Source organism: Nocardia sp. NPDC059154, from assembly GCF_042755705.1.
Classification (GTDB): domain Bacteria; phylum Actinomycetota; class Actinomycetes; order Mycobacteriales; family Mycobacteriaceae; genus Nocardia.
The window spans coordinates 29,994-52,322 of the sequence record NZ_JBHZCS010000004.1; the positions used below are offsets into that span (position 1 = coordinate 29,994).

A 22,329-nucleotide genomic window follows, 5' to 3' on the forward strand; every position below is an offset into this window, starting at 1 on the left:
GTTGGGCCAGGCACGGGGGGGGTGACCCGTTTCTCCCCACCCCCCCTCTGTGCCCCGAGACGTTACACACCGCCGCAAAACACCGACCGCTAAAAAAAAAACTGCGAGAGCCGGGCTCCGTCCTCCCGCGTTCGACTCACGCCCTCGTGCGGCTCAGAGCGCGACACCCAGCAGGGCGTCGACGGTGTCCTTGATCAGACCCGGCGCCACGGTGTCGGGTCCGCCGTAGGCCAGCGCCTGCTGGGCCCACGCGTCGATCGCCGCGATCGCCTTCGGCGTGTCCAGATCGTCGGCCAGATGCCGCCGCACCCGCGCCACCGTGTCACCGGCCTCGGGACCCGACTGCCGCGCCACCGCCGCCCGCCACCGCTCCAGCCGCGAAAGCGCCTCGGCCAGTACCGCATCCGACCACTCCCGGTCGGCGCGATAGTGGCCCGCGAACAGCCCCAGCCGGATCGCGGCCGGATCGGTGCCCGCGCGGCGCAGCTTCGACACGAACACCAGATTGCCGCGCGACTTCGACATCTTCTCGCCGTCGAGCCCGATCAGGCCCGCGTGCACGTAGTGGCGGGCGAAACGGCGGCCCTTCACCAGCGCCTCGGCGTGCGCGGCCGAATACTCGTGGTGCGGATAGATCAGATCGCTGCCGCCGCCCTGCACATCGAACTCGGTGCCTATGCGATTGAGCGCGATCGCCGCACACTCGATGTGCCAGCCGGGACGGCCCGCCCCGAACGGCGCCGGCCACGACGGCTCACCCGGCCGCTCCGCGCGCCACAGCAGCGGGTCGATCGGATCCCTTTTGCCCGGCCGCTGCGGATCCCCGCCGCGCTCGGCGAACAGTCGCTCCATCGTCGCCCGGTCGTAGCCGGACTCGTACCCGAACTGCTCGGTCGCGTCGTAACGGAAGTAGATGTCGGCGTACTCCGGATCGTCGACCACATACGCCGCACCGGAGGCGAGCAGCTTGTCGACCAGCTCCACCACCTCCTGCACCGACTCGATCGCGCCGATGTAGTCGCGCGGCGGGATCACCCGCAACGCGGCCATGTCCTCACGGAACAGGTTGATCTCCCGGGTTCCGAGCTCGCGCCAGTCGATGCCGTCGCGCTGCGCGCGCTCGAACAGCGGATCGTCGACATCGGTGGTGTTCTGCACGTAGTGCACCTCGTGCCCGCCGTCGCGCCACAACCGGTTGACCAGATCGAAGGTCAGATAGGTGGCCGCGTGCCCGAGATGGGTCGCGTCATACGGGGTGATGCCGCACACGTACATCGTCGCGGTGGCGCCGGGGGTCACCGGGCGCACCTGCTTGTCGGCGGTGTCGAACAACCGCAACGCCGGTCCGGATCCGGGGACGGTCGGGACAGCGATATCGGACCAGGACTGCATGAATCGAGGTTAACGCTGTGATCGCGCACCATCCCCGCCGCCCCCGCACCGGTGTGCCGCGCGACACCCACCCGCCCTGGCCGACCAGCACCCTAGTCGCGAGCGCGAGGGTGTCAAGAGTTGCAATCACGACGAGGCGAACGTCGCCGCCGACCGGGTCAGAACGCGGGCCAGGGAATCGGGCGCTGACTCACCGGCATCGGCATCACCGGCTCCTCCAGCAGGGCCCGCCCGCGCGCCTCGAGCGCCTCGATCTCGGCGTCGGTGAGGAACTCCGCCAGCCGCTCACCCAGCTCACCGGGCAGCGCCTTGACGAAAACCGTGATGTCGGTGAGCAATTCGTCACCGATCGGCTCACCGGCCCAGCCCCACAACACCGTGCGCAACTTCGGCTCGCGGTGCAGGCAGATGCCGTGATCGACACCGTAGACCCGCCCGTCGAGCCCGACGAGAGCATGACCGCCCTTGCGGTCGGCATTGTTGAGCAGCACATCCAGCACCGCCATCCGAAACAGCCGCGGATCATCGGCGTGCACCAGCGACACCGGATGCCCGCCCGGATCCAGCGCCCGCAACACCTCCCGATACCCCTCGGGCACCGCATCCACCGGGCACAGATCCACCAGATCCGGGCCCGGGGCATCCTCGGCGGTCTCGATCCAGCGCTGCACCATGCCCGGCCCGAAAGGACCCTCCCGCAACACGGTTTCAGGGATCACGCCCCAGCCGATCGCCTCCGACACCAGATACGAGGCCACCTCCCGCCCGGCCAGCGTGCCGTCGGGGAAATCCCACAGCGGCCGCTCCCCGCGCACCGGCTTGTACACCACCCGCAGCCCCGCGCCGTCGGTCTCGCAGACGAGCGTGACATTGGAGGCGGTGGTGACCTGCCCGATCACCGTCAGCTCGGCGGTGCGCAGCCCGTCCTCGCTCACGCCGTCATTCCTCGAGTTCATTGGCGCCGAAGATGTCGCCGCGCTTGTAGCCGTTGGTGCGCACGCACATGTGCCCCTTGGACGAGAGCGGTTCCCCGCACAGCGGGCACGGCGGGCGTCCGGCGGCGATCACGCGCGCCGAGCGCAGCGCGAACTCGCGTGCCTGCACCGGGGTCAGGAACACCCGCACCGCGTCGGGACCCTCCTCTGTGTCGTCGAGCACCACCGATTCGTCCACCTCGGTCTCGGTGATCGCCAGCAGCTCCACCACCACCGCGCCCGCGTCGGCGTCCCAGCCCAAACCCATGGTGCCGACCCGGAATTCGGCATCGATCGGGGTGATCAACGGCGCGGTGTCGGCCACATCGGAGGCCTGCGGCGGCACGGTGGTGCCGAAGCGTCGTTGCACCTCGTCCAGCAGCAGACCCATCCGATCGGCCAGCACCTTCACCTGCTGCTTCTCCAGCAGCACGCTGATCACCCGCGGGTCCTGCACGGCTTGCAGGTAGAACGCGCGGTCGCCCGGCTCGCCGACGGTGCCGGCGACGAAACGATCGGGGGTGCGGAAGATATGGATTGCCCGGCCCATTGCACCTCCATTCGGTTCACTCACACTTATGAATCGGGGCGTTCCGCTACCCCATTATCCGTACTGATGGTGGTACCCGTTTCTCCGCCGGGAACCGGCCCCGAGCGCGATTCGCCGCCGGTTCGCGGTGAAATCGCCGCCAACGCGGACAGGTCCGTCCCGGTGTCGTTGACCCGCCACACGTACGGGGCGGTCGGGGTGTAGCGGATGACGCTGATCGACGCCGGCTCCACCACGATGCGCTGGAACCCGTCGAGGTGAATGCCGAACGCATCGGCCAGCACCGATTTGATGACGTCGCCGTGCGTGCACGCAATCCACAACACATCGCTACCATGCCGGGCCGCGAACTGCCGATCCCGTTCGCGGACAGCGGACACGGCCCGAAACTGCACCTGTGCCAAGGACTCTCCGGAGGGGAAGGTCGCGGCCGAGGCGTGGCGCTGCACCACCTTCCACAACGGCTCGCTCATCAGGTCCGCCAGGGCCTTGCCGGTCCAGTCGCCGTAGTCGACCTCGAGCAGGCGTTCGTCGGGTTCGGGTTCGAGCCCGAGCTTGTCGGCCAGGGGGGCGACGGTGCGCTGGCAGCGCAGCAGCGGCGAGCACACGATGTGTTCGATGGGCAGTGATCCCAGCCGCTCCATCAGGCTCTGCGCCTGTTCGCGTCCACGATCGGTCAGATCGACGCCCGCACTGCGGCCGGCCAGGGTGCGAGCGGTATTCGACGTGGACACGCCGTGCCGCAACAGGATCACCGTCACCGGGACAGCCTACTGGCTACGTCGCCGACACGACGCCGGTCGTCAGCAGCACCATCACCGTCAACCCCAGCAGGATGCGGTAACCGACGAACCAGTCCAGCGAGTGCCGCGCCACGAACTTGAGCAGCCACGCCACCGACGCATACCCCACCGCGAAGGACACGATGGTCGCCACCAGCAGCTGCGGACCCGACGCATTGAGGCCCTCACCGGCGGGTTCGAACGCGTCGGGGAGACTGAACAGGCCCGAGGCCAGCACCGCCGGGATCGCCAGCAGGAACGAGAAGCGCACCGACGCCTCCCGGGTCAGCCCGCAGAACAGGCCCGCCGACGAGGTCGCGCCCGAACGCGACACGCCCGGAATGAGGGCCAGGCACTGCGCCAGCCCCATGACCAGGCCGTCGCGGGTGGTCAGCAGCTCGATCGCGCGGCGCCGGCGACCGTAGGCCTTGCCCGAGTAGTACTCCGCGGCCGCGATCACCAGAGCGAACACGATCAGCATGATCGACACCAGCCACAGATTCCGTGCGCCGGTACGGATCTGGTCCTTCAGCAGCAGACCCAGCATCCCGATCGGGACGGTGGCGATGATCACATACCAGCCGATCCGATAGTCCAGCTCGCGCTGTACGTCGGGATCGGGGCCGAAGGAGAAGCGCCCGTCCTCGGTCAGCACCGGCAGCCGGGTGGTCGCACGCTCGGACACCGGCATCGAAACCCGTTGCGGCGCGGTCACCTTCGACCACATCGTGGTGCACCAGGCGACCAGGATGCGCCAGATGTCCTTGGCGAAGTACACCAGCACCGCCGCCTCGGTGCCCAGCTGGGTGACCGCGGTGAACGAGGCGCCCGCATCGTCACCGAAGAACACCGCCGAGGTGATCCGCAGATGCGCCGAGGAGGAGATCGGCAGAAACTCCGTCAGCCCCTGCACCAGGCCCAGCACCAGCGCCTGCACCCACGTCATCGACTCGCCCACACACCCTCCAGTCCCGAATCGTCGGCTCCCGGTGCGGATTTCGGCGCCACATCGCGCCCGAACCGCCACCGCCCTGGCGCATCCGCGCCGCAACACCGCAGCGACCCTACCGGGCGAGTGTCCGAATTCGGACATGCATGCGCGAAATGGGCGGAGTTGCCCGCTACGGACGTCGACCCGCCGCACTCGCTGCGGGCCGTAGCCCGGCAGATGCGACAGGTGGGCCTAGGCTGACGCGTGTGACGAAAGTGCAAGCGCGGTGATGGAACAACGGACGGTCGGCCGCAGCGGACTGCGGGTCTCGAGGCTCGGGCTGGCCACCCACACCTGGGGCAGGCAAACCGACGCCGAGGACGCGGCCGCCCAGCTGATGGCGTTCGTCGAAGCGGGCGGCACCCTGGTCGACACCTCCCCCGCCTACGGGGACGGCGCCGCGCAACACATTCTCGGCGAACTGCTCTCCGAGATCGGGCGCGAGGACCTCGTGCTGTCCGGAAGTGCCGGATACACACCGATACTCAGCGATGCCGCCGCCGAAGCGCCCGCCGCTGTGCGCTGGACCGTCGACGCCTCCCGGCGCACCATGCGGCGCCAGCTCGACCACACCCTGCGCCAGCTCGGCACCGACCACCTCGACCTGTGGACCGTCGCGGCCTGGGACCCGCACACCCCCCTCGAGGAGATCGCCGACACCCTGTCGTGGGCGGTGCGCTCGGGGCGGGTGCGCTACGCGGGCGCGCGCGGCTACGACGGCTGGCAGCTGGCCACCCTGGCGGCCGCGGCGCCCATCACCGCCGCGACCACCCAGTACTCGCTGCTCGCGCGCGGGGTCGAGCACGAATTCGTGCCCGCCGCACAGCATCACGGCATCGGCCTGATCGCCACCGCGCCACTGGCCGGGGGCATTCTCACCGGCAAATACCGCGACGGCGTGCCCGCCGACTCGCGCGGCGCCGACGAGGCCACCGCCGCCGAGATCACCGCCCACCTCGACGATCGCGCGGTGCGGGTGGTGGACGCGGTGGTCACCGCCGCCGACGGGCTGGGCACCTCACCGCTGGCGGTGGCGCTGGCCTGGATCCGCGATCAGCCCGCGGTGGCGACGATGCTGGTCGGGGCGCGGGATATCGGGCAGCTCACCGGGATTCTGGCCGCCGAAACCCTCGAGCTGCCGCGTGCCATCACCGCGGCACTGGGAGACGTGAGCGCACGCACAGAATGAGCAAGGCTAACCTTACCTGCATGAGGTGTCTCGTGAATGCCAGCTCGGCCGCCCGTACGCTGCTGATCATGCTGCTCGGCATCGGCCTGGTCGCGGGCGTCACCGCCTGCAGCAGCGGCACCTCCGGCACCGGCGGCACCCGCGGCCCGGTGACCGCCAGCGTCGGCGACCTGAACCCGGTGGCGATCGGACCCGAACCCACCCCGGTGCTGCCCGCGACCGTGAAGTCCTTCGACGGCAGCGACGTCACCGTCACCGACGCCAGCCGCATCATCGCCGCCGACCGCTACGGCACCCTCGCCCAGACCGTCGTCGCGCTCGGCCTCCGGTCAAAACTGGTCGGCCGCTCCAACTCTGCGGCGTTCCCCGCCGTCGAGGACCTGCCCACCGTCTCCAGCGGCGCGGGCACCCTTAGCGTGGAATCGGTTGCGGCACTGCGGCCCACGGTATTCCTCACCGACACCACCGCTGTCACCCCCGCCCTGCGCGAGCAACTCAAGGCCCTCGGCATCACCGTGGTCTACTTCGACCCGCAACGCACCATGGACGGCGTCGTGCCCCAGATTCAGGCCGTCGCCGCCGCCCTCGGCGTCCCCGACGCCGGCAAGGCCCTGGCCCAGCGCACCCGCGACGAGATCTCCGCGGCCACCGCCTCGGTGCCGCACCAGGATTCGAAGCCCAAGATCGCGTTCCTGTACCTGCGCAGCACCGCCATCACCATGATCGCCGGACCCGGCTCGGGCGCCGACTCGCTCATCACCGCCCTCGGCGGCATCGACGCCGGCACCGCCTCGGGCATCACCCAGGACTTCCTGCCCATCACCAGCGAAGCCATGATCGCCGCCGCCCCGGACGTCTTCCTGCTCATGAGCGACGGCCTGGCCTCCGTCGGCGGCATCGACGGCCTCGAGAAGATCCCCGGCGTCGCCCAGACCCCCGCCGGACGCGACCGCCGCGTCGTCGACATGTCCGACGCCGTCCTGCTGTCCTTCGGCCCCGACACCGGACGCGTCCTGGCCGCGCTCGTCAAGGCCGTCTACGGCACGAGCAACGCATGACCGACCCCCAAAACCCGCAACCCGATTCGGCCGGCCCGCCCGGCGCTGCCGCCACACCGGACGGCGACGGGACCAACCCGGCCGTCGACCGCGCGGCGAACCGGCCCAGGGCACACGAGACGACCTCGCCCACGGGCAAGCGCGACGAGGCCGATCGGGCGATGGCCGAGCGGGCGAACCCGGCTGCCGCCGCGGAGTCCGGCAGCCCGGCCACCGGTCGCGGGGCAGTCGAGGTCGCCGAATCGGAGATGGAATCGGTTGCCGCACACCGTTTGCCGGCGAGTGTCGACCCGGCTCCGGCCGGTCGGCGCAGCCGGCCGCGCACCATGCTGATCTTCGCCGCGGGCCTGGCCGGGCTGGTGGTGCTGGCCCTGATCTCCGCGGCCATCGGGCAGGTGCCGACCAGCCCCGCCGAGGTCGCGGGCAGCGTGTTCCACCGCATCGGGCTCGACTGGGGGCCGCTGCCCCACCATCCCGCCGGCTACGTGACGTTATGGGAGGTACGGTTCCCGCGCGTCGTGCTCGCGGTGCTCGTGGGCGCCGCCTTGGCCACCGCGGGCGCGCTGCTGCAGGGCGTGTTCGCCAACCCGCTCGCCGAACCCGGCGTCATCGGCGTGTCCGCAGGCGCGGCCGTCGGGGCGGGTGCGGTCATCGTGGTCGGCGGCGCGTTCACCGCAGCCTGGTCGGTGGCGGCGGGCGCGTTCGTCGCCGGTCTGGGTACCACCCTGCTGGTGTATCTGCTCTCGCGCTCGGGCGGGCGCACCGAGGTGGTGACCTTGATTCTCACCGGCGTCGCCATCAACGCCTTCGCCGGCGGCGTCATCTCGTTCCTGCTGTTCAAGGCATCCCCGGCGGCCCGCGATCAGCTGGTGTTCTGGCAGATGGGCAGTCTCAACGGTGCCAGCTGGCAGGCGGTCAACGTGGTGTGGCCGCTGACCCTGCTGGGCATCGCGGCCGCGATCTGGATGGCCCCGCGCCTGGACCTGCTCGCCCTCGGTGAATCCGCGGCCCGCCACCTCGGGGTCGACGTGGAACGGTTGCGGCGCAACATCATCGTCGTCGTCGCGGTGCTCGCCACCGCCGGCGTCGCCTTCACCGGCATCATCCTGTTCGTCGGATTGATCGTGCCGCACCTGGTGCGCATGCTCGTCGGGCCCGGACACCGGGTGCTGATTCCGCTGTCGGCGATCCTCGGCGCGGCGGTGCTCGTCGCCGCCGACATCGGCGCCCGTGCCCTGGTCCACAACGCGGACCTGCCGCTGGGCATGATCACCTCGCTGGTCGGCGGGCCGTTCTTCTTCTGGCTGCTGCGCCGCACCCGCGCACGATCGGGAGGCTGGGCATGAGCGGCCTGCGCGAGCTGGCAACGATTTTCGGGCGTTCCCCCGCACTGCCGGAGACACCCGAACCGGGCACGGTCACCTTGCGCGCCCGCAACGTCAGTGCCAAGCGCGGCGACCGCACGGTCCTCGAGGGCGTCGACTTCCCGGTGATCGCCGGGCAGATCGTGGCGCTGGTCGGCCCCAACGGCGCCGGGAAGTCCACACTGCTGGCCGCCCTCGCCGGGGAACTCGAACTCTCCGGCGGCAGCGTCGAACTCGACGGGCACGCTCTGACCCACTGGACCCACCTGGACATGGCGCGCCGCCGCGCGGTGCTGCCGCAATCGCACACCGTCGGATTCCCGTTCCGCGCACGCGAAGTGGTGGCCATGGGCCGCTCCCCGTGGGCACGCACCGGCCGCCAGGACCACGACGACGAGGCGATCGCCGCCGCCATGGCCGCCACCGACGTCGAACGCTTCGCCGCCCGCCCCTTCCCGGCCCTGTCCGGCGGTGAACGCGCCCGCGTCGCCCTTGCCCGGGTGCTGGCCCAGGACACCGCGACCCTGCTGCTCGACGAGCCCACCGCCGCACTCGATCTCGGCCACCAGGAGCAGGTGCTGCACCTGGCGCGCGAGCGTGCCACCGCGGGCGCGGCCGTCGTGGTCGTGCTGCACGACCTCGGTGTCGCCGCCGCCTACGCCGACCGGGTCGCCGTCCTGGAAGCCGGGCGCATCGCCGCCGACGGCCCGCCCCGCCAGTTCCTCACCCCGGGACTGCTCTCCCGCGTCTACCAGCACCCGGTCGACGTCTTCGACCACCCGGTGACCGGTGCGCAACTGGTGCTGCCCGTCCGTGGCTGATTCGCCGAAAGCCGTGCGGGCCAGGCACATTCGCCCCGGCCCGCGCGGCGGCAGCGCCGATCAGAGCTGCTGCTGACCCCACAGTAGCCGCAGTGCGCCGTTGCCCAGCCACACCGCGAACATCACCGCACCCGCGACCGGAGTCCAGGCCAGGCCCAGCAGCACCGCCGCCGCGCCGAACCACACCTCCAAAACCACCCGCCGCCAACCGGTTTGCGGGAACCGGGGATCCTTGGCCGCACCGAACAGCGCCCACACCACGATGAACACCGCAGGGGCCGCCAGCCCCAGCACGATCCGCGCCGCGAGCGGCGCCGACACCGTGAACCCCCACCACGCGGCCGCACCCAGCACCAACAGTTCCAGCAGGAACATCACCAACAGGTTCGCGCCTTTGAGCACGCTCATCGCCAGACCAACTTCAATACCGCAGGAGTCAACAGCATGCGGATCACGGTGGCGTCCAACACCAGTGCCGCGATCATGCCGTAGGCAATGTATTTCATCAGCACCAGATCCGAGAAGCCGAACGCCCCGGTCACCACGATCAGAATCGCCGCGGCCGAGGTGATCACACCGCCGGTGTGGGCGATGCCGTAGCGGATCGCCTCGGGCGCATCGGCTCCCGCCGCGCGCGCCTCGGCCATCCGCGACTGCAGGAACACCTCGTAGTCGGTCGACAGGCCGAACAGCACCGTCACGATCAGCACCAGCACCGCGAACATGAGCGGGCCCGGCGTGAAATCGAACAGGCCCGCGCCGTGGCCCTGCACGAAGATCCAGGTCAGCACGCCCAGGGTGGCGCCGAGGCTGAGCGCGCTCATCACCACCGCCTTGATCGCCAGCACCAGCGACCGGAACGCCGCGTACATCAACGCGATCGCCGCCACGACCAGGATCGCCGCCAGCAGCGGCAGCCCCCTGATCAATCCCTGGATCGAATCCCGTTCCAGCGCGGGCACACCCGCGACCATCACCTGCACCCCGTCCGGTTGCGGGATCGAGCGCAGCGCCGCGATCACGCTGTCGGCGTCGCGTTTGTCGCGCAGCCCGCTGGCCAGCACCGTCACCCGATCCTTGGTCGGCGCGGCCGGATCGAACGGCCCCGTCATCTCCGGGCCGACCATCTGATTGGCGGCGTAGCGGATATCCGAGAGCTGCTGCGGATTCGCGCCCACCATCACCAGCTTCAACGGCTCGGTCCGGAACTGCGGGAACATGCGGTCGAAGTCCTGCTGCGCCACCCGCGCCGGATTGTCCGAGGCCAGATATCGCTCGCTCAGCCCCCCGAACTCGATACTGCGGAACGGCAGGATCAGCACCAGCAGCATCAGCACCACCGGCACGATCACCCGCCACGGCTTGCGCATCGCGAAAACCGCGAGCCGCGAGAAGAATCCGGCATCGATCTGCTCGGCGGTGCGGACACTGGCCAGCCCGTGCCATCCCCACAGATCGATGCGCCGCCCCACGATCGACAACACCGCCGGCAGCGCCGTCACCGAGAGCACCGCCGCCAGCAGCACCGAGGAGATACCGCCCAGCGGCACCGACCGCAGCACACCATTGGGGTAGATGAACAACGCGCCCAGGCTCACCGCGATGATCGCCGCCGAGAACAACACCGTCCGCCCGGCCGTCGCCACCGTCCGCGCCGTCGCCTCCTCGACACTGCGGCCCGCCGCCAGCTCCTCCCGGAACCGGGTCACCGCGAACAGCCCGTAGTCGATCGCCAGCCCCAGGCTCACGAGCGTGACCACCGCCGAGGCGAACACGTTGACCTGCAGATGATTCGTCAGCAGCCGCATGATGCCCTGACTGCCCAGGATCGTCATGCCGCCGATCAGCACCGGCAGCAGCGCCCCCACCACCCCGCCGAACACGAAATACAGCAGGATCGCCACCAGCGGCAGCGCGATCAGCTCCGCCCGGTGGATGTCGTCCTGCATGCCGGTGTTGATGCCCTCCACCACCGGCTGCAATCCGGCCAGCTGCACCGTCGTGCCGCCGGGCCCGGAACCGGTTGCGCCCGCGTGGAATTCGCTCTTGATGGCCAGATAGTTGTTCACCGTGTCGGTGCCGCCGGCCCCGCGCAGCCCGATGCTGGCGAAGGCGTGGGTGCGCGAGGCGTCGGCGAACTGCCCCATCAGCGCGCCGTCCCAATACGAGTCGACCTTCAGGATCCGATCGGGATGCTCGGTGCGCAGCCGGGTCAACTCCGCCGCCACCGCCGAACGCACCGGCTCGTCGTCGACGGTCAGCCCGGGCGGGGCGGTGTAGATCGCGATCAGATCCGCGTCGGTGTCGCGCCCGAAGGTGGCATCGGCCAGCTTCGACGCCGCCACCGACTGACTGGATTCGTCGAACCAGCCCTCCTGGGTGAGGTGATCGGCCAGGTCCCGCCCGTAGAACCCCGACGCCAGCACCACCAGCCCGAACACGGCGAACACCACGAACCGGAAACGGTGGATCAGCCGCCCCCACCGCAGGGATCCGGCCTCGAGCATCAGCCGCAGGCCGCGGTCTTGTAGTCGGCCGAACGCAGAATGCCGCACAGGTCGGTGCGCGAGATCTTCCAGCGCCCGTCCTTGTACACGAAATGCACCACCGTGGTGCGCACATCGGTGCCGGTGCCGTCCTTGTCCAGGCTCAGTGTCGCGGTCAGGGTGCCGTCGTGATTGTCGAACACCGGATCCTTGACCCCGTACACCGCGCGCGGATGATCGGCCAGCGCCTTGTACATGTCCGGGATCGCGTCCTTGAACGCCTCCCCGTCCTCGATCAGCGCGGTCCGGTCACTGTCGGGCAGATTCGGATCCAGCGCGCTCTTGATCTGCGCGTCCAGCTCCTGCGCGGACGGGATCGTCGGCTTGTTGGCGCTGCTCTGCGCGGCCGCGGCCGCCGAGGACGAACTCAGTGCCGCGTACGCCGAGGACCGTGCCTGGGCCACCTTGGACTCGTCGTCGCCCCCGCCGCACGCGGCGATCGACGCGCCGAGCACGGTCAACAGGAGCGCGGCGGCGGCCGGTCGTCGAAGTCGCATCAACATCCTCGTCAGCTCGAACTGCGGTTGTGTGCCGTTAGTTTGTCACGCGCCGCGCCCGAGGGTGATTCCTGTGTCACAGACACCCGGTTCGGCGCGAGCGGCTCACATGCCGTCGATGACCGCGCTGAGCCGGCCCAGCAGCGCCCGCACCGTGATGGCCTCCCGCAGCTGCGCGGCCGGCACCGGCGTGGCCTGCGGAATCAGATCGCGCACCAGCGCCACCACGCTGCGCTCGTCGTCGAGATCGATATCGGTCACCGGCGCCAGCGCCACCGCTTCGACGTCCTCGGGGCCGGGTACGGCGGTGGCCAGCCCGAGCCGGTAGATCTCGAGGGTGAGGGTCGCGCGGTGGGTGCGGAAGGCGAAGGACCGCCCGTCCGCGGTGACCCCGAACCCGTGCGCGTAACGACCCACCGTCACGTCTTCGACGGTGAAGCCCGAAGTGCCGTCGGCTACCAACAGATCTCCCTGATACAGCACGCTTTTGCCTTCCACGGTAACCGCACCGGCCGACAGCGCCACCGAAAGCCCATGTCACATCATGCAAATCGGCCCGGGAGGCGGGCGGCACGCCGCCGCGAAGACCCCCGCTTGTCGGGTGTGGTGACGGATCATGGTCAGATAAGAGAGCACGCATGATTTCGTCGGTCAGTTCGGTCAGTAAGGAGTTCGCTGCATGCGCCGTCGCGGCTGGATCGGTTCAGCCCTCGCGGGTGTGACCGTGGTGACCCTGCTGGCGGGCTGTTCCTCCCAGGAGAACAACGCCGACAACGCCACTCGCGACCCGGCCACCCCCGCCGCCGCGCCCGCGGCCACGGCGGCCCCCGCCGGGGAGGTGACCCCCAGCACCCCGATCTCGCTGCTGGTCTCCGAACCGGCCACCGGAATCCTGGCCGCCGCGACCACCGTCGGCGACAAACCCGTGCTGCGGCTCACCGACACCGCCACGCCCGGCAACCACCGGACCACCGATGTCCCGCTGCCCGGCAAGGCCGCCACGCTGGCCCTCGGCAAGCCCGGCGAGATCCTCGTCGCGGTGCCCGGCAGGATCCTTCGCGTCGACGCCGCCTCGGCCAAGGTCACCGAGATCGCGATCGACGGTGACGTGCACGCGGTGGCACTGCGCCCCGACGGCTCGCTGGTGGCGGGCCTGGCCAACGGCAAGTTGCTGCTGCTGGACGCGGACGGCACTGTGCGCCATACCATTTCGGGTCTGTCCTCCGCCGATGTCGTCGAGGCCGGCGACGGCGCGGTGGTCGTGCTCGATCGCCGCCAGACCGCCATCGTCCAACTCGACGGCACCAGCAAGCTCGGGCTGTCGCTGCGCGCGGGCGACGGGGCGTCGAACATGATCGGCGACCACTTCGGCCGCCGCATCGTCACCGACACCGCCGGGCAGGAACTGCTGGTCTACACCGCCGATCCCTTGGTCCTGCACCAGCGTTTCCCGGTAGGCTCTTCGCCCTACGCACTCGCCTACGATCAGCGGTCCGAGACCGTGTGGGTGACGCTGACAGGCAGCAACGAAGTCGTCGGCTACGACCTGTCGACGGGTATACCGGTAGAGGTGGGGCGCTACCCGACGGTGCGCCAGCCCAACGCGGTGACCATCGACGGCCGCACCGGTGACATGTTCGTGGGATCCGCGACCGGTGACGGTCTGCAACGGATCGGCGCGGACCAGCGGAAGAGAGGGCAGTGATGGCTCGGGCCTCACGATCGGCGCACCAATCGCGCACATTGCCGGAGGGCTGGGAGGAATCCAGCGACGAATGGGAATACGTGCCCCTGCGGCTGCCGCCCGGCATCAGCAGGGTCACCGCCTCCATGCGACTGTCCATCCACGCCGAATACGGTGGCTGGGAGTTGTCGCGGGTGCGCGCCTACACAGACGGCAGCCGTCGGGTGTTACTGCGCCGCCGCAAGACGACTCCCCTGCTATCCCCGACACCCGAGGCGGTGATGTAACCCCCCATGTACGAGCGCCTGTACAGCCTGTTGCTGAAGGTGATGTTCCTGCTGTCGCCGGAACGCATCCACCACCTGGCCTTCGCCGCCATGCGGCTCGCGACCCGCTTCGCCCCGGGCCGCGCGCTGACCGGCAGGCTGCTGGTGGCCGACGATCCGATCCTGCGCACCCGCGTGTTCGGCGTGGACTTCCCCGCGCCGCTGGGTCTGGCCGCCGGCTTCGACAAGAACGCCAACGGCGTCGACGCGTGGGGCCCGCTCGGTTTCGGCTACGCCGAGATCGGCACCGTCACCGCCCAGGCCCAGCCCGGCAACCCGGCCCCCCGGCTGTTCCGCCTGCCCGCGGACCGGGCGCTCATCAACCGCATGGGCTTCAACAACTTCGGCGCGGCCGCCGCCGCCGAACACCTGGCCCACCGCCTGCCCGGCGGCGTCCCCATCGGCGCCAACATCGGCAAGACCAAGATCGTCGAACCCGAGGACGCCGCAGGCGATTACGCCATCTCCGCCGAACTGCTGGGCCCGCTGGCCGACTTCATGGTCGTCAACGTCAGCTCCCCCAACACCCCCGGCCTGCGCGATCTGCAGGCGGTGACCTCGCTGCGCCCGATTCTGCAGGCGGTCCTCGACACCGTCTCGGTCCCCGTCCTGGTCAAGATCGCCCCCGACCTGTCCGACGAGGACATCGACGCGGTCGCCGACCTCGCCGTCGAACTCGGCCTGGCCGGCATCGTCGCCACCAACACCACCATCCGCCGCGACGGCCTGCGCACCCCCGCCGCCGACGTGGTACCGATCGGCGCAGGCGGCCTCTCTGGCGCCCCCGTCGCCGACCGCTCCCTCGAAGTCCTGCGCCGCCTCTACAGCCGGGTGGGCGACAAGCTCACCCTCATCTCCGTCGGCGGCATCGAAACCGCCGACCAGGCCTGGGAACGGATCCTCGCCGGCGCTTCCCTCCTCCAGGGCTACACCGGCTTCATCTACGGCGGTCCGTTGTGGGCCAAACACATCCACCGCGGCCTGGCCGCCAAACTCCGCGCCCACGGCTACACCACCCTGGCCGACGCGGTCGGCTCCGAACACAAAACCCGCGCCTGACAACCGATCCCGGCCACTGACCTCGCATGGGCGGCGGCCCCACGCGTCACAGGACCGATCGGGTGCGGCGAATCGTCGTGCGGGTCAGGTCGTTCAGGTCCACAGGTGGCGGGAGCGGGCGCCTGTCGTCGAGGCACGGTGGGTGGTGGCTGCCCATCCTGCGAGGATCGATTCGGGTCGTTCGTCCTCCTCGTCGGTCTCTCGGGGAGTGTCCTGGCGGTACATCCGTTCGGCCAGGCGTTGCGCGAGCAGGAGTACCGCGCGTTCGACGCCGATGCCGACTCGGGTGGCCAGGTCGGCGGCCCACAGGTGGGCGGCTTCGTCGTAGACGACGGCCGGGTCGGACAGGATTTCGTCCAATTCCATTCCGGCGCGGGCCTGTTCGTGGGTGAGCCGGTGGGTCGGAAGCCAGCTCAGGCGCCAGGCCGCTTCGCTGCCCCGGCGCTCGCGGATCGCATACTCGGGGCTGATGGTGCTGGTCATGGCGGTGGTGGTGATGTCGATCATGGGGCCCTCCCTCGGCCGTGCACGCGAGCGGCAGGATCGCTGCCCGTTCGCGCTGTGGTGCGCTCGGTCGCGGTCGATGTCCCGCGCCGGGCTGTTTGCTCCCTCATCGAATGCTGGTCGGTCGCAATGTCATCGAGTCTCCTGCTCCCGCCCTGAATGTCGGCTGTGCCAACTCCCTTCCCGTTGTCGACCCACGGGCGGTACCGCAGTCGAAGATCGTCACGACCCCGTTTCCGGCGTCGGTTGTGCTCATGCCGACCGCCGGCGCAGCAGAAACATCGCCTGCTCCACCGGAATCCCCAGTTCGCCCGCGCTGGCGATCAGGCGGCCCTGGACGATTTCGTCCCGTGGATACGGATCGACGGCGACGATTTCGGCCAGCACCATGGCGGCCAGCGCCTGGGCGCGGGTCAGCAGCCGATCCGGCAGCCAGCTGCACCGCCACGCCAGGGTCCACCTGTCGGCGACCCGCACGGCGTTCTCTCCGGTGACGTCGCTGGTCATCGTCCAGTCGTCGGTAGCGTAGATGGTCACGAGTCCCCCCGTTCCTGCCGGCGCCTGCACAGGATGTCGCAGGCTGCTTCGATATCGATGCCGAGTTCGGCGGCGATGCTCTGCACGCGCTGCCACACCGTGTCGGAGCCGACGAGCGGGGTGCACAGGATTTCGGTGAGTTCCATTGCCGCCAGCGCTTGTTCGCGAGTCAGCAACGGCCGAGACCGCCAGCTGAGCTCCCATGCCGGTTCCGGGCAGTCCGGGCGTCGCTGCGCCCATTCGAAGACTGCGATGCTGCTGGTGATCGAGTTGACACTGGGATAGATCACGGTGGCCCCCCGGGGCGCAGAGTGTGTCGCCCTCGCGCGGCCACTGGATGCCGGACCGGCCGACCCTCGAAAGGCGACCGGCCGGTGGGCCGTCGCCTGCGAATGATGGTGTCGGCCAGAGCGATTGGCGACATGGGTGGATGGTGTCGGTCGCGGCGCGGACGGATTCCGTCCTAGCCCACCGCGACATCGATCTCCGGCTCCGCATCGCACTCGCTGGTCGCGCCGCGTCTGTGCCGGCGGATGTGTCGAATCAGTAGAAGCACTCCGGACACCGGACCTCCCGAACCTGCCTGGTGGGCACGGTACTTCGCCACCATCAGTATGGCATTTGCCCGGGCTCTGTGGTTTTTGCCGCTGGTACCCGGCATTTGCCGCTGCGACAACCGAATTGACGTTTTGGCTGTTCACTAAACATGTTCGGCGGTATTCTTGGTGTCTGATGGCCACCGACAACATTCCTCACGGCCCCGGAGCCGCCATCGTGGCGCCGGACAACGCTGTCTTCGCTGTCGTCGCGGTACTGAAGAGCCTGCGCACGCGGGCGGGCCTGCGCTCCGGGCGGATCCAGAAGACTCAGGTCGACACCCGGAGTCTGCTGCGGCTCAGCGTGGTTCGTCGCTACGCCCATCTGGGCGGAACCACCTCCGAGGGTGCGCTGACCGAGGCGCTTCGGCACGCGGCATGCAAACTGGACAGCACCGACCGATTGATAGTCGACGCCGAGCTGTGCCTGGGGTTGTTCGGTGAGGCCAATCGGCCGCGGGGCATCGATCTCACCAAGTTGTACGGCGAGAAACTCATGGACCGCCGCCGCTACCTCACCCTGCACTGGCGCCGGCTGCACGAGGCGGTGGGTGCGACATCCATTCCCGCCGCGCCGAGCGTCCGCACCATCCGCGATGCGCCGGAGGAGAGGGCGTTCACCGCGCTGGCGACGCTGCTGACATCGGAATCCGATCCCGAAGCGGCGGAACGGCAAACGGTGACGATCATCGGTGACGCGGTCATGGACATGGCCGTCGAAACGGACCACTTCCCCGAGCCGGGCATCGATATGTGGGGAGACTTCCGACGGCGCCCGGGCGGGAAGGGGCTCACGCGAGCGGTCGCGCTGTCCCGACTCGGGCTCGATACCCGCCTGCTCACCGCGATCGGTCAGGACAGCGAAGGCGCCGAGATTCTCGAATACCTCGCCCAGGAGGGCGTCGATACGAGTCTGATCAAGGTCGTGCCGGGCGCCAGCACCCCGGTGACGGTCGTGATCACTCCTCAGGACGGCGAGGACTACACGAATATCGCGGCCAAGGCCGGTCGCACCCAGCTCGCCTCCGCGGACCTCGAGGTCGCGTCGAATCTGCAGGCGATCACCGACGTCACCGCGGTCGTACTGACCTTCGAACAGTCGGTGGCGGTCATCGAGCGGGCCCTGGAAGCGGTCAGCGCGCAGAACAACGCTGTCGATGCGGCGAGCTCGCCCTGGCTGATCGTGAACGCGACTCCCAAGCGCCCACTCACGCACGCGATGAGCGTCAATCTGTCCGCGATCGACTATCTGGTGGGTTCACCCGAGGAACTCGCGGCACTGCGGCCCGACGAGCCGCCGGAGACCGTCGCGGCCTGGTTGCTGAAGCGTGGTGTGGGTGCGGTCGTCGTCATCGAGCGATCGCGATGCACCATCCACCACCCGGGCGCGCGGACCGTGGAGGTGTCGCGCTTCGACAACCCCATGCCGGGTGTCACCGGCGCGGCCTCGGCCTTCTCCGCCGCTCTGACCTATCGGCTGGTCACTCATGACCGCTCCGCGGAGACCGCCGATTTCGTCTGGGCAACAGCGGCCATGGCGGACCTCATCCGGCGCGCCGCGCGCGTGCCGGCCGGTCGTCCCGCCCCGGCCGCCATGCCGTCAGCGGACGCCATCGACGCCGTCGTCGCAGGCGAACCGGACGCCGACGCGTCGACACCGGAATGATCCCGCGTGAAACAGGGCGCGGTCCCCGCGGCCGATATACGATCGCTCGCGGCTCGTCGTGTGCCCGTGATTCGTGATCGCCTCACCACTGTGCATCTCATCCCTGACCGGAGGATCGCTTGACGACAGCGAACGTGCAGTCGCTGCATGACGAGACCGAGCATGTCTTCACCCGCTACGGCCGCACCATCACCTTGCGGGTGATTCCGCTCGATCCCGACGAAAGTCTCGGTCACGCGCTGGTTTTCGGTCGAATCGAACCGGACTGTCTGGTTCGTATTCATTCGCGTTGTCTATACGGTGACGCCCTGCATTCGGACGACTGCGATTGTGGCCCCGAGCTCGACCTGGCCATGGACATGATCCAGGCCGAGGGTCGAGGGGTGCTGCTCTACCTCGAACAGGAGGGCCGTGGAGCGGGCCTGGTCGGCAAGGCTCGCGGATATTCGCTGAGTCAGCGCGAGCAGCTGAACACGTTCGCCAGCTATGCGCGGCTCGGGCTGTCCCCGGACTCACGCACCTACACCGTCGCCGCGAAGATGCTGCTGAACCTGGGACTCGCCTCGGTGCGCTTGCTGACCAACAATCCCGACAAGGTCGAGCAATTGCGTGCCGTCGGCGTGAAGGTGCAGCCGGTGCCGCTGCTCATCCTGCCCCGCAATCCCTGGGTGTATCAGTACCTTCAGGCCAAGCGCGAATACCGCGGGCACAAGCTGCCCCAGGGCTGGGGCGTCCTCCGTACTCTGCGCGCATTGTCGAACGCGGCATTCGCCACGGCGTTCGGCGCCACCTGCGCGGCCGTGGCCGGTGTTGTCGGGCACGGCACCGGAGTCGAGTGGATCGTGCCGCTGGTGGCGGCCTCTGCGGCCATCGCCGGACTGGCGGTGGGCTACTGGGCTCCCCAACGCACTCGGCTGCTGCGTGCCCGGGCCCGCCTGATACGGAGTCGCCTCTCCGGGTTCTGAGCTCTTCGGACAACTCATGTCCTGAAATCGACCGCTCGGCCATAATTGCCAGAGGCAGGGCGGCAGGTGGAGCAGGCGTGAAAGAGCTTCAGGCAACCGCACATTCGTTGCTCCGGAAGGGGCGTGAGTTGCGGGTGCGGGTGAAGGAAGTGCACGACGAAACCGGTGTCGGGCACATGCTGATCTTCGGGGAGCCGGCGGATGACTGCCTGGTACGCATTCATTCCCGGTGTCTCTACGGCGATGTGCTCGGCTCCCAGGACTGTGACTGCGGGCCCGAGCTCGAGCTGGCCATGGACCTCATCCAGGGCGAAGGCGGGCAGGGCGTGCTCATCTATCTCGAGCAGGAGGGTCGCGGCGCGGGCCTCGAGGTCAAGGCGATGGGATTGCATCTCGGCGAGGAGACCGGGGCCGACACCTTCGATGCCTATCGCCGCCTGGGGCATCCCGATGACTCGCGCACCTACGACCATGCCGCATACGCGCTGGCCGCGCTGGGCCTGCGGTCGGTGCGCCTGATGACCAACAACCCGGACAAGGTTGCCGCGGTACGCGATGCGGGGCTGATCGTGACGGCCGTGCCGCTCGAGACCGAGCCGCGCAGTCCGCAGGCGGCGCTGTACATGGCGGCGAAAGCCAAGCGCCGCAGCGCGTATCCGGGTCACCCCGGGATCGTGCGTGACGCGGCGATCGCGCCGTGTGGGCGCACCTTCGATTCCGCCGCCCGCCACCAGGATCGGTAAATTCGGCCACCGACGTGGCCGTGTAGCCCACGACACAACTGTGATGATCTGGTTACGATGAGTGAGCCGCGCCACAGACGGCGCGTGGCCATCGCGTGATCGGGTTGGTCGTTCTCTCGGACGTCGGAGTTCGCGCAGGTGGGTGCGCGTGTGGCGGGTGAAGCGAGAGGCAATCGGGAAAAGGGTTATGACGACTGACATCGGGTATGCGCACGCATCTGGGAAAACCGTTCACACGATTCCGCAGGCGTTCCAGGAGACATTGACGCTGCGGCCGGGGCAGGTGGCGTTGCGGACCGTCGGGGGGACACAGCAGATCACCTGGCGCGAGTACGGGGAACGGGTGCGCGCCATCGCGGCGGGTCTGGCCGGATTGGGGGTGGGGCGCGGGGACACCGTGGGGATCATGCTGACCAACCGGCCGGAATTCAATCTGGTCGACACGGCGGCGTTGCACGTTGGGGCGACGCCGTTCTCGATCTACAACACCAGCTCCGCCGAGCAGATCGCGCACCTGTTCACCAATGCCGAGAACAAGGTCGTGATCACCGAGCCCGCGTTCCTGGACGTGGTGCGCGGGGCGGGCGTCGAGCTGGAACACATTGTGCTGGTGGAGGGTTCGGCGGCGGGCACGCTGACCCTGGCCGAGGTGGAGGCCGCGCCGAAGGCGGACTTCGACTTCGATGCCGCCTGGCAGGCGGTGCAGCCCGACGATGTCGCGACGCTGATCTACACCTCGGGCACCACCGGCCCCTCCAAGGGCGTGGAGCTCACCCACGCCAATGTGGTGGCCCAGATCGTGGGCCTGGTCGAGGGCCCGCTGACCGTCGGCCTCGACGACCGCTCGGTGTCCTATCTGCCGGCCGCCCATGTGGCCGACCGCATTTCGGGCCACTGCGCCAACCTGTTCACCGGCGTGCAGATGACCTGCGTGCCCGACCCGCGCGAGATCGCAGCCGCCCTGCCCGACGCCCGCCCGACCGCGTTCTTCGGCGTGCCGCGCGTGTGGCAGAAGATCAAGGCCGGCATCGACGCCAAGCTCGCCACCGAGGCCAGCCCGGTGAAGAAGGCCCTGGCCAACTGGGCACTCGGGGTCGGCGCGCAGGCCGCCCGCGCGGATCTGGCCGGCAACGGCCGCGGCCCGCTGCTGGATGTGCAGCACAAGCTGGCCGAGGCGCTGGTGCTGTCGAAGCTGCGTCACGCCCTGGGCTTCGACGAGTTGCGCGTCGCCGCCTCCGGCGCGGCCGCGATCCCGCCGGAGACCCTGGAATACCTGCTGGGCCTGGGCTTCACGGTGACCGAGGTGTGGGGCATGTCGGAGACCTCCGGCGTCGGCACCTACACCCCGCCGGCCAAGCCGAAGCCGGGCACCGTCGGTGTTCCGTTGCGCGGGCTGGAGATTCGCCTGGGCGAGGATGGGGAGCTGCTCGTCCGCGGCGGTATCGTCACCCACGGCTACCGCAAGATGCCCGACAAGACCGCCGATGCGATCGACGGCGACGGCTGGCTGCACACCGGTGACGTCGCCACAATCGACGGCGACGGCTACGTCAGCATCGTGGACCGTAAGAAGGAACTCATCATCAACGAGGCGGGAAAGAACCTGTCTCCCACCAATATCGAGAACACCGTCAAGGCGGTGTCCTCGCTGGTCGGCCAGGTGGTGGCGATCGGTGACGCCAAGCCGTTCATCTCCGCGCTCATCGTGCTCGACCCCGACACCGCGGTGGTGCGGGCCAAGGCCCTGGGCACTCCCGACGCCGAGTTGAAGACCCTGGCCGTGCACCCGGAGATCGTCGCCGAGATCAAGGCCGCGGTCGCCGAGGCCAATGCCAAGCTCTCGCGGGTGGAGCAGATCAAGCGTTTCACCATCCTGGATCTGGGCTGGGAGCCCGGCGGTGACGAACTCACCCCGACCCTCAAGCTCAAGCGCAACCCGATCGCGGCCAAGTACGCCACCGAGATCGCCGCGCTGTATCTGACCCCGCCGCCGGAGGGCGTGATCAATATGAGCTGATCCGGGGGCGCGCGGCCACCGCACGCCACTGGAACAGAGGTGGGCCTGGACGATTCGTCCAGGCCCAC

23 protein-coding genes are annotated in these 22,329 nt (G+C 69.3%); 11 read left to right on the top strand and 12 right to left on the bottom strand.

Annotated elements, in window-relative coordinates:
• Positions 1 to 153: 153 nt before the first annotated feature.
• The 5 genes from mshC to ACFXN1_RS05155 all read right to left on the bottom strand — a co-directional run bounded on the left by mshC (position 154) and on the right by ACFXN1_RS05155 (position 4,791).
• The gene (gene mshC / locus ACFXN1_RS05135; RefSeq protein ID WP_379446319.1) at positions 154 to 1,392 is read right to left on the bottom strand and encodes a cysteine--1-D-myo-inosityl 2-amino-2-deoxy-alpha-D-glucopyranoside ligase; all 1,239 of its coding nucleotides are present in this window, start codon (positions 1,390 to 1,392) and stop codon (positions 154 to 156) included.
• Between the two features lie 158 nt (positions 1,393 to 1,550).
• Positions 1,551 to 2,348, bottom strand: coding sequence for an SCO1664 family protein (locus ACFXN1_RS05140; protein WP_379446318.1), 798 nt, complete (start codon positions 2,346 to 2,348; stop codon positions 1,551 to 1,553).
• A complete protein-coding gene (locus ACFXN1_RS05145) occupies positions 2,332 to 2,916 on the bottom strand; it encodes a DUF3090 domain-containing protein (RefSeq protein WP_379380784.1) in 585 nt (194 codons plus the stop codon). Before ACFXN1_RS05145 ends, ACFXN1_RS05140 begins: the two co-directional genes overlap by 17 nt.
• 26 nt (positions 2,917 to 2,942) lie before the next feature.
• Entirely contained in the window at positions 2,943 to 3,677 is a 735-nt protein-coding gene (locus tag ACFXN1_RS05150; protein WP_354832446.1) for a histidine phosphatase family protein, read from the bottom strand.
• Between the two features lie 16 nt (positions 3,678 to 3,693).
• A complete protein-coding gene (locus ACFXN1_RS05155) occupies positions 3,694 to 4,791 on the bottom strand; it encodes an undecaprenyl-diphosphate phosphatase (RefSeq protein ID WP_379463495.1) in 1,098 nt (365 codons plus the stop codon).
• Positions 4,792 to 4,918: 127 nt separating this feature from the next.
• Here ACFXN1_RS05155 and ACFXN1_RS05160 point away from each other — a divergent pair, with 127 nt between their 5' ends.
• The 4 genes from ACFXN1_RS05160 to ACFXN1_RS05175 all read left to right on the top strand — a co-directional run bounded on the left by ACFXN1_RS05160 (position 4,919) and on the right by ACFXN1_RS05175 (position 9,121).
• Positions 4,919 to 5,878: an aldo/keto reductase gene (locus ACFXN1_RS05160; protein ID WP_379446317.1), complete on the top strand. Its 960-nt coding sequence runs from the start codon at positions 4,919 to 4,921 to the stop codon at positions 5,876 to 5,878.
• A 20-nt stretch (positions 5,879 to 5,898) separates the two neighbouring features.
• Positions 5,899 to 6,936, top strand: a complete 1,038-nt coding sequence (locus tag ACFXN1_RS05165; RefSeq protein WP_379446316.1) for a hemin ABC transporter substrate-binding protein — start codon at positions 5,899 to 5,901, stop codon at positions 6,934 to 6,936.
• 326 nt (positions 6,937 to 7,262) lie between these two features.
• The gene (locus ACFXN1_RS05170) at positions 7,263 to 8,282 is read left to right on the top strand and encodes a FecCD family ABC transporter permease (protein ID WP_379446321.1); all 1,020 of its coding nucleotides are present in this window, start codon (positions 7,263 to 7,265) and stop codon (positions 8,280 to 8,282) included.
• Positions 8,279 to 9,121 (top strand): heme ABC transporter ATP-binding protein, encoded by an 843-nt coding sequence (locus tag ACFXN1_RS05175; RefSeq protein WP_379463496.1) that lies wholly within the window; start codon positions 8,279 to 8,281, stop codon positions 9,119 to 9,121. Before ACFXN1_RS05170 ends, ACFXN1_RS05175 begins: the two co-directional genes overlap by 4 nt.
• A 60-nt stretch (positions 9,122 to 9,181) precedes the next feature.
• Here the strand turns inward: ACFXN1_RS05175 and ACFXN1_RS05180 are convergent, their stop codons facing one another.
• From ACFXN1_RS05180 to ACFXN1_RS05195, 4 genes are all read right to left on the bottom strand, one after another.
• On the bottom strand, positions 9,182 to 9,529 hold the full coding sequence (locus tag ACFXN1_RS05180; protein WP_379443501.1) for a YrdB family protein: 348 nt from the start codon (positions 9,527 to 9,529) through the stop codon (positions 9,182 to 9,184).
• Positions 9,526 to 11,628, bottom strand: a complete 2,103-nt coding sequence (locus tag ACFXN1_RS05185) for an MMPL family transporter (protein WP_379443503.1) — start codon at positions 11,626 to 11,628, stop codon at positions 9,526 to 9,528. The genes ACFXN1_RS05180 and ACFXN1_RS05185 overlap by 4 nt, the downstream gene beginning before the upstream one ends.
• The gene (locus tag ACFXN1_RS05190) at positions 11,628 to 12,164 is read right to left on the bottom strand and encodes a hypothetical protein (RefSeq protein ID WP_379443504.1); all 537 of its coding nucleotides are present in this window, start codon (positions 12,162 to 12,164) and stop codon (positions 11,628 to 11,630) included. The genes ACFXN1_RS05185 and ACFXN1_RS05190 overlap by 1 nt, the downstream gene beginning before the upstream one ends.
• A 105-nt stretch (positions 12,165 to 12,269) precedes the next feature.
• Positions 12,270 to 12,647, bottom strand: coding sequence for a hypothetical protein (locus ACFXN1_RS05195; protein ID WP_379443505.1), 378 nt, complete (start codon positions 12,645 to 12,647; stop codon positions 12,270 to 12,272).
• Between the two features lie 196 nt (positions 12,648 to 12,843).
• Here ACFXN1_RS05195 and ACFXN1_RS05200 point away from each other — a divergent pair, with 196 nt between their 5' ends.
• Genes ACFXN1_RS05200 through ACFXN1_RS05210 form a run of 3 tightly spaced genes read left to right on the top strand, consistent with a single transcriptional unit; the run spans position 12,844 to position 15,233 of the window.
• Complete coding sequence (locus ACFXN1_RS05200) at positions 12,844 to 13,869, top strand: hypothetical protein (RefSeq protein ID WP_379443507.1); 1,026 nt, start codon at positions 12,844 to 12,846, stop codon at positions 13,867 to 13,869.
• Entirely contained in the window at positions 13,869 to 14,135 is a 267-nt protein-coding gene (locus tag ACFXN1_RS05205; protein WP_040857817.1) for a DUF5703 family protein, read from the top strand. Before ACFXN1_RS05200 ends, ACFXN1_RS05205 begins: the two co-directional genes overlap by 1 nt.
• A gap of 18 nt (positions 14,136 to 14,153) precedes the next feature.
• The gene (locus ACFXN1_RS05210) at positions 14,154 to 15,233 is read left to right on the top strand and encodes a quinone-dependent dihydroorotate dehydrogenase (RefSeq protein WP_379443533.1); all 1,080 of its coding nucleotides are present in this window, start codon (positions 14,154 to 14,156) and stop codon (positions 15,231 to 15,233) included.
• Positions 15,234 to 15,326: 93 nt separating this feature from the next.
• Here ACFXN1_RS05210 and ACFXN1_RS05215 read toward each other — a convergent pair whose 3' ends face one another.
• From ACFXN1_RS05215 to ACFXN1_RS05225, 3 genes are all read right to left on the bottom strand, one after another.
• On the bottom strand, positions 15,327 to 15,740 hold the full coding sequence (locus ACFXN1_RS05215) for a hypothetical protein (RefSeq protein WP_379443508.1): 414 nt from the start codon (positions 15,738 to 15,740) through the stop codon (positions 15,327 to 15,329).
• A 249-nt stretch (positions 15,741 to 15,989) separates the two neighbouring features.
• Complete coding sequence (locus tag ACFXN1_RS05220) at positions 15,990 to 16,274, bottom strand: hypothetical protein (RefSeq protein ID WP_379380806.1); 285 nt, start codon at positions 16,272 to 16,274, stop codon at positions 15,990 to 15,992.
• Positions 16,271 to 16,564 (bottom strand): hypothetical protein, encoded by a 294-nt coding sequence (locus tag ACFXN1_RS05225; protein ID WP_379443509.1) that lies wholly within the window; start codon positions 16,562 to 16,564, stop codon positions 16,271 to 16,273. The genes ACFXN1_RS05220 and ACFXN1_RS05225 overlap by 4 nt, the downstream gene beginning before the upstream one ends.
• 442 nt (positions 16,565 to 17,006) lie before the next feature.
• Here ACFXN1_RS05225 and ACFXN1_RS05230 point away from each other — a divergent pair, with 442 nt between their 5' ends.
• The 4 genes from ACFXN1_RS05230 to ACFXN1_RS05245 all read left to right on the top strand — a co-directional run bounded on the left by ACFXN1_RS05230 (position 17,007) and on the right by ACFXN1_RS05245 (position 22,261).
• Complete coding sequence (locus ACFXN1_RS05230; protein ID WP_379443510.1) at positions 17,007 to 18,536, top strand: carbohydrate kinase family protein; 1,530 nt, start codon at positions 17,007 to 17,009, stop codon at positions 18,534 to 18,536.
• 119 nt (positions 18,537 to 18,655) lie between these two features.
• Complete coding sequence (locus ACFXN1_RS05235) at positions 18,656 to 19,501, top strand: GTP cyclohydrolase II (RefSeq protein ID WP_379443511.1); 846 nt, start codon at positions 18,656 to 18,658, stop codon at positions 19,499 to 19,501.
• Between the two features lie 77 nt (positions 19,502 to 19,578).
• Entirely contained in the window at positions 19,579 to 20,244 is a 666-nt protein-coding gene (ribA, locus tag ACFXN1_RS05240) for a GTP cyclohydrolase II RibA (RefSeq protein ID WP_379443512.1), read from the top strand.
• Positions 20,245 to 20,431: 187 nt separating this feature from the next.
• On the top strand, positions 20,432 to 22,261 hold the full coding sequence (locus ACFXN1_RS05245; protein WP_379443513.1) for an AMP-dependent synthetase/ligase: 1,830 nt from the start codon (positions 20,432 to 20,434) through the stop codon (positions 22,259 to 22,261).
• The last annotated feature ends 68 nt before the right edge of the window (positions 22,262 to 22,329 follow it).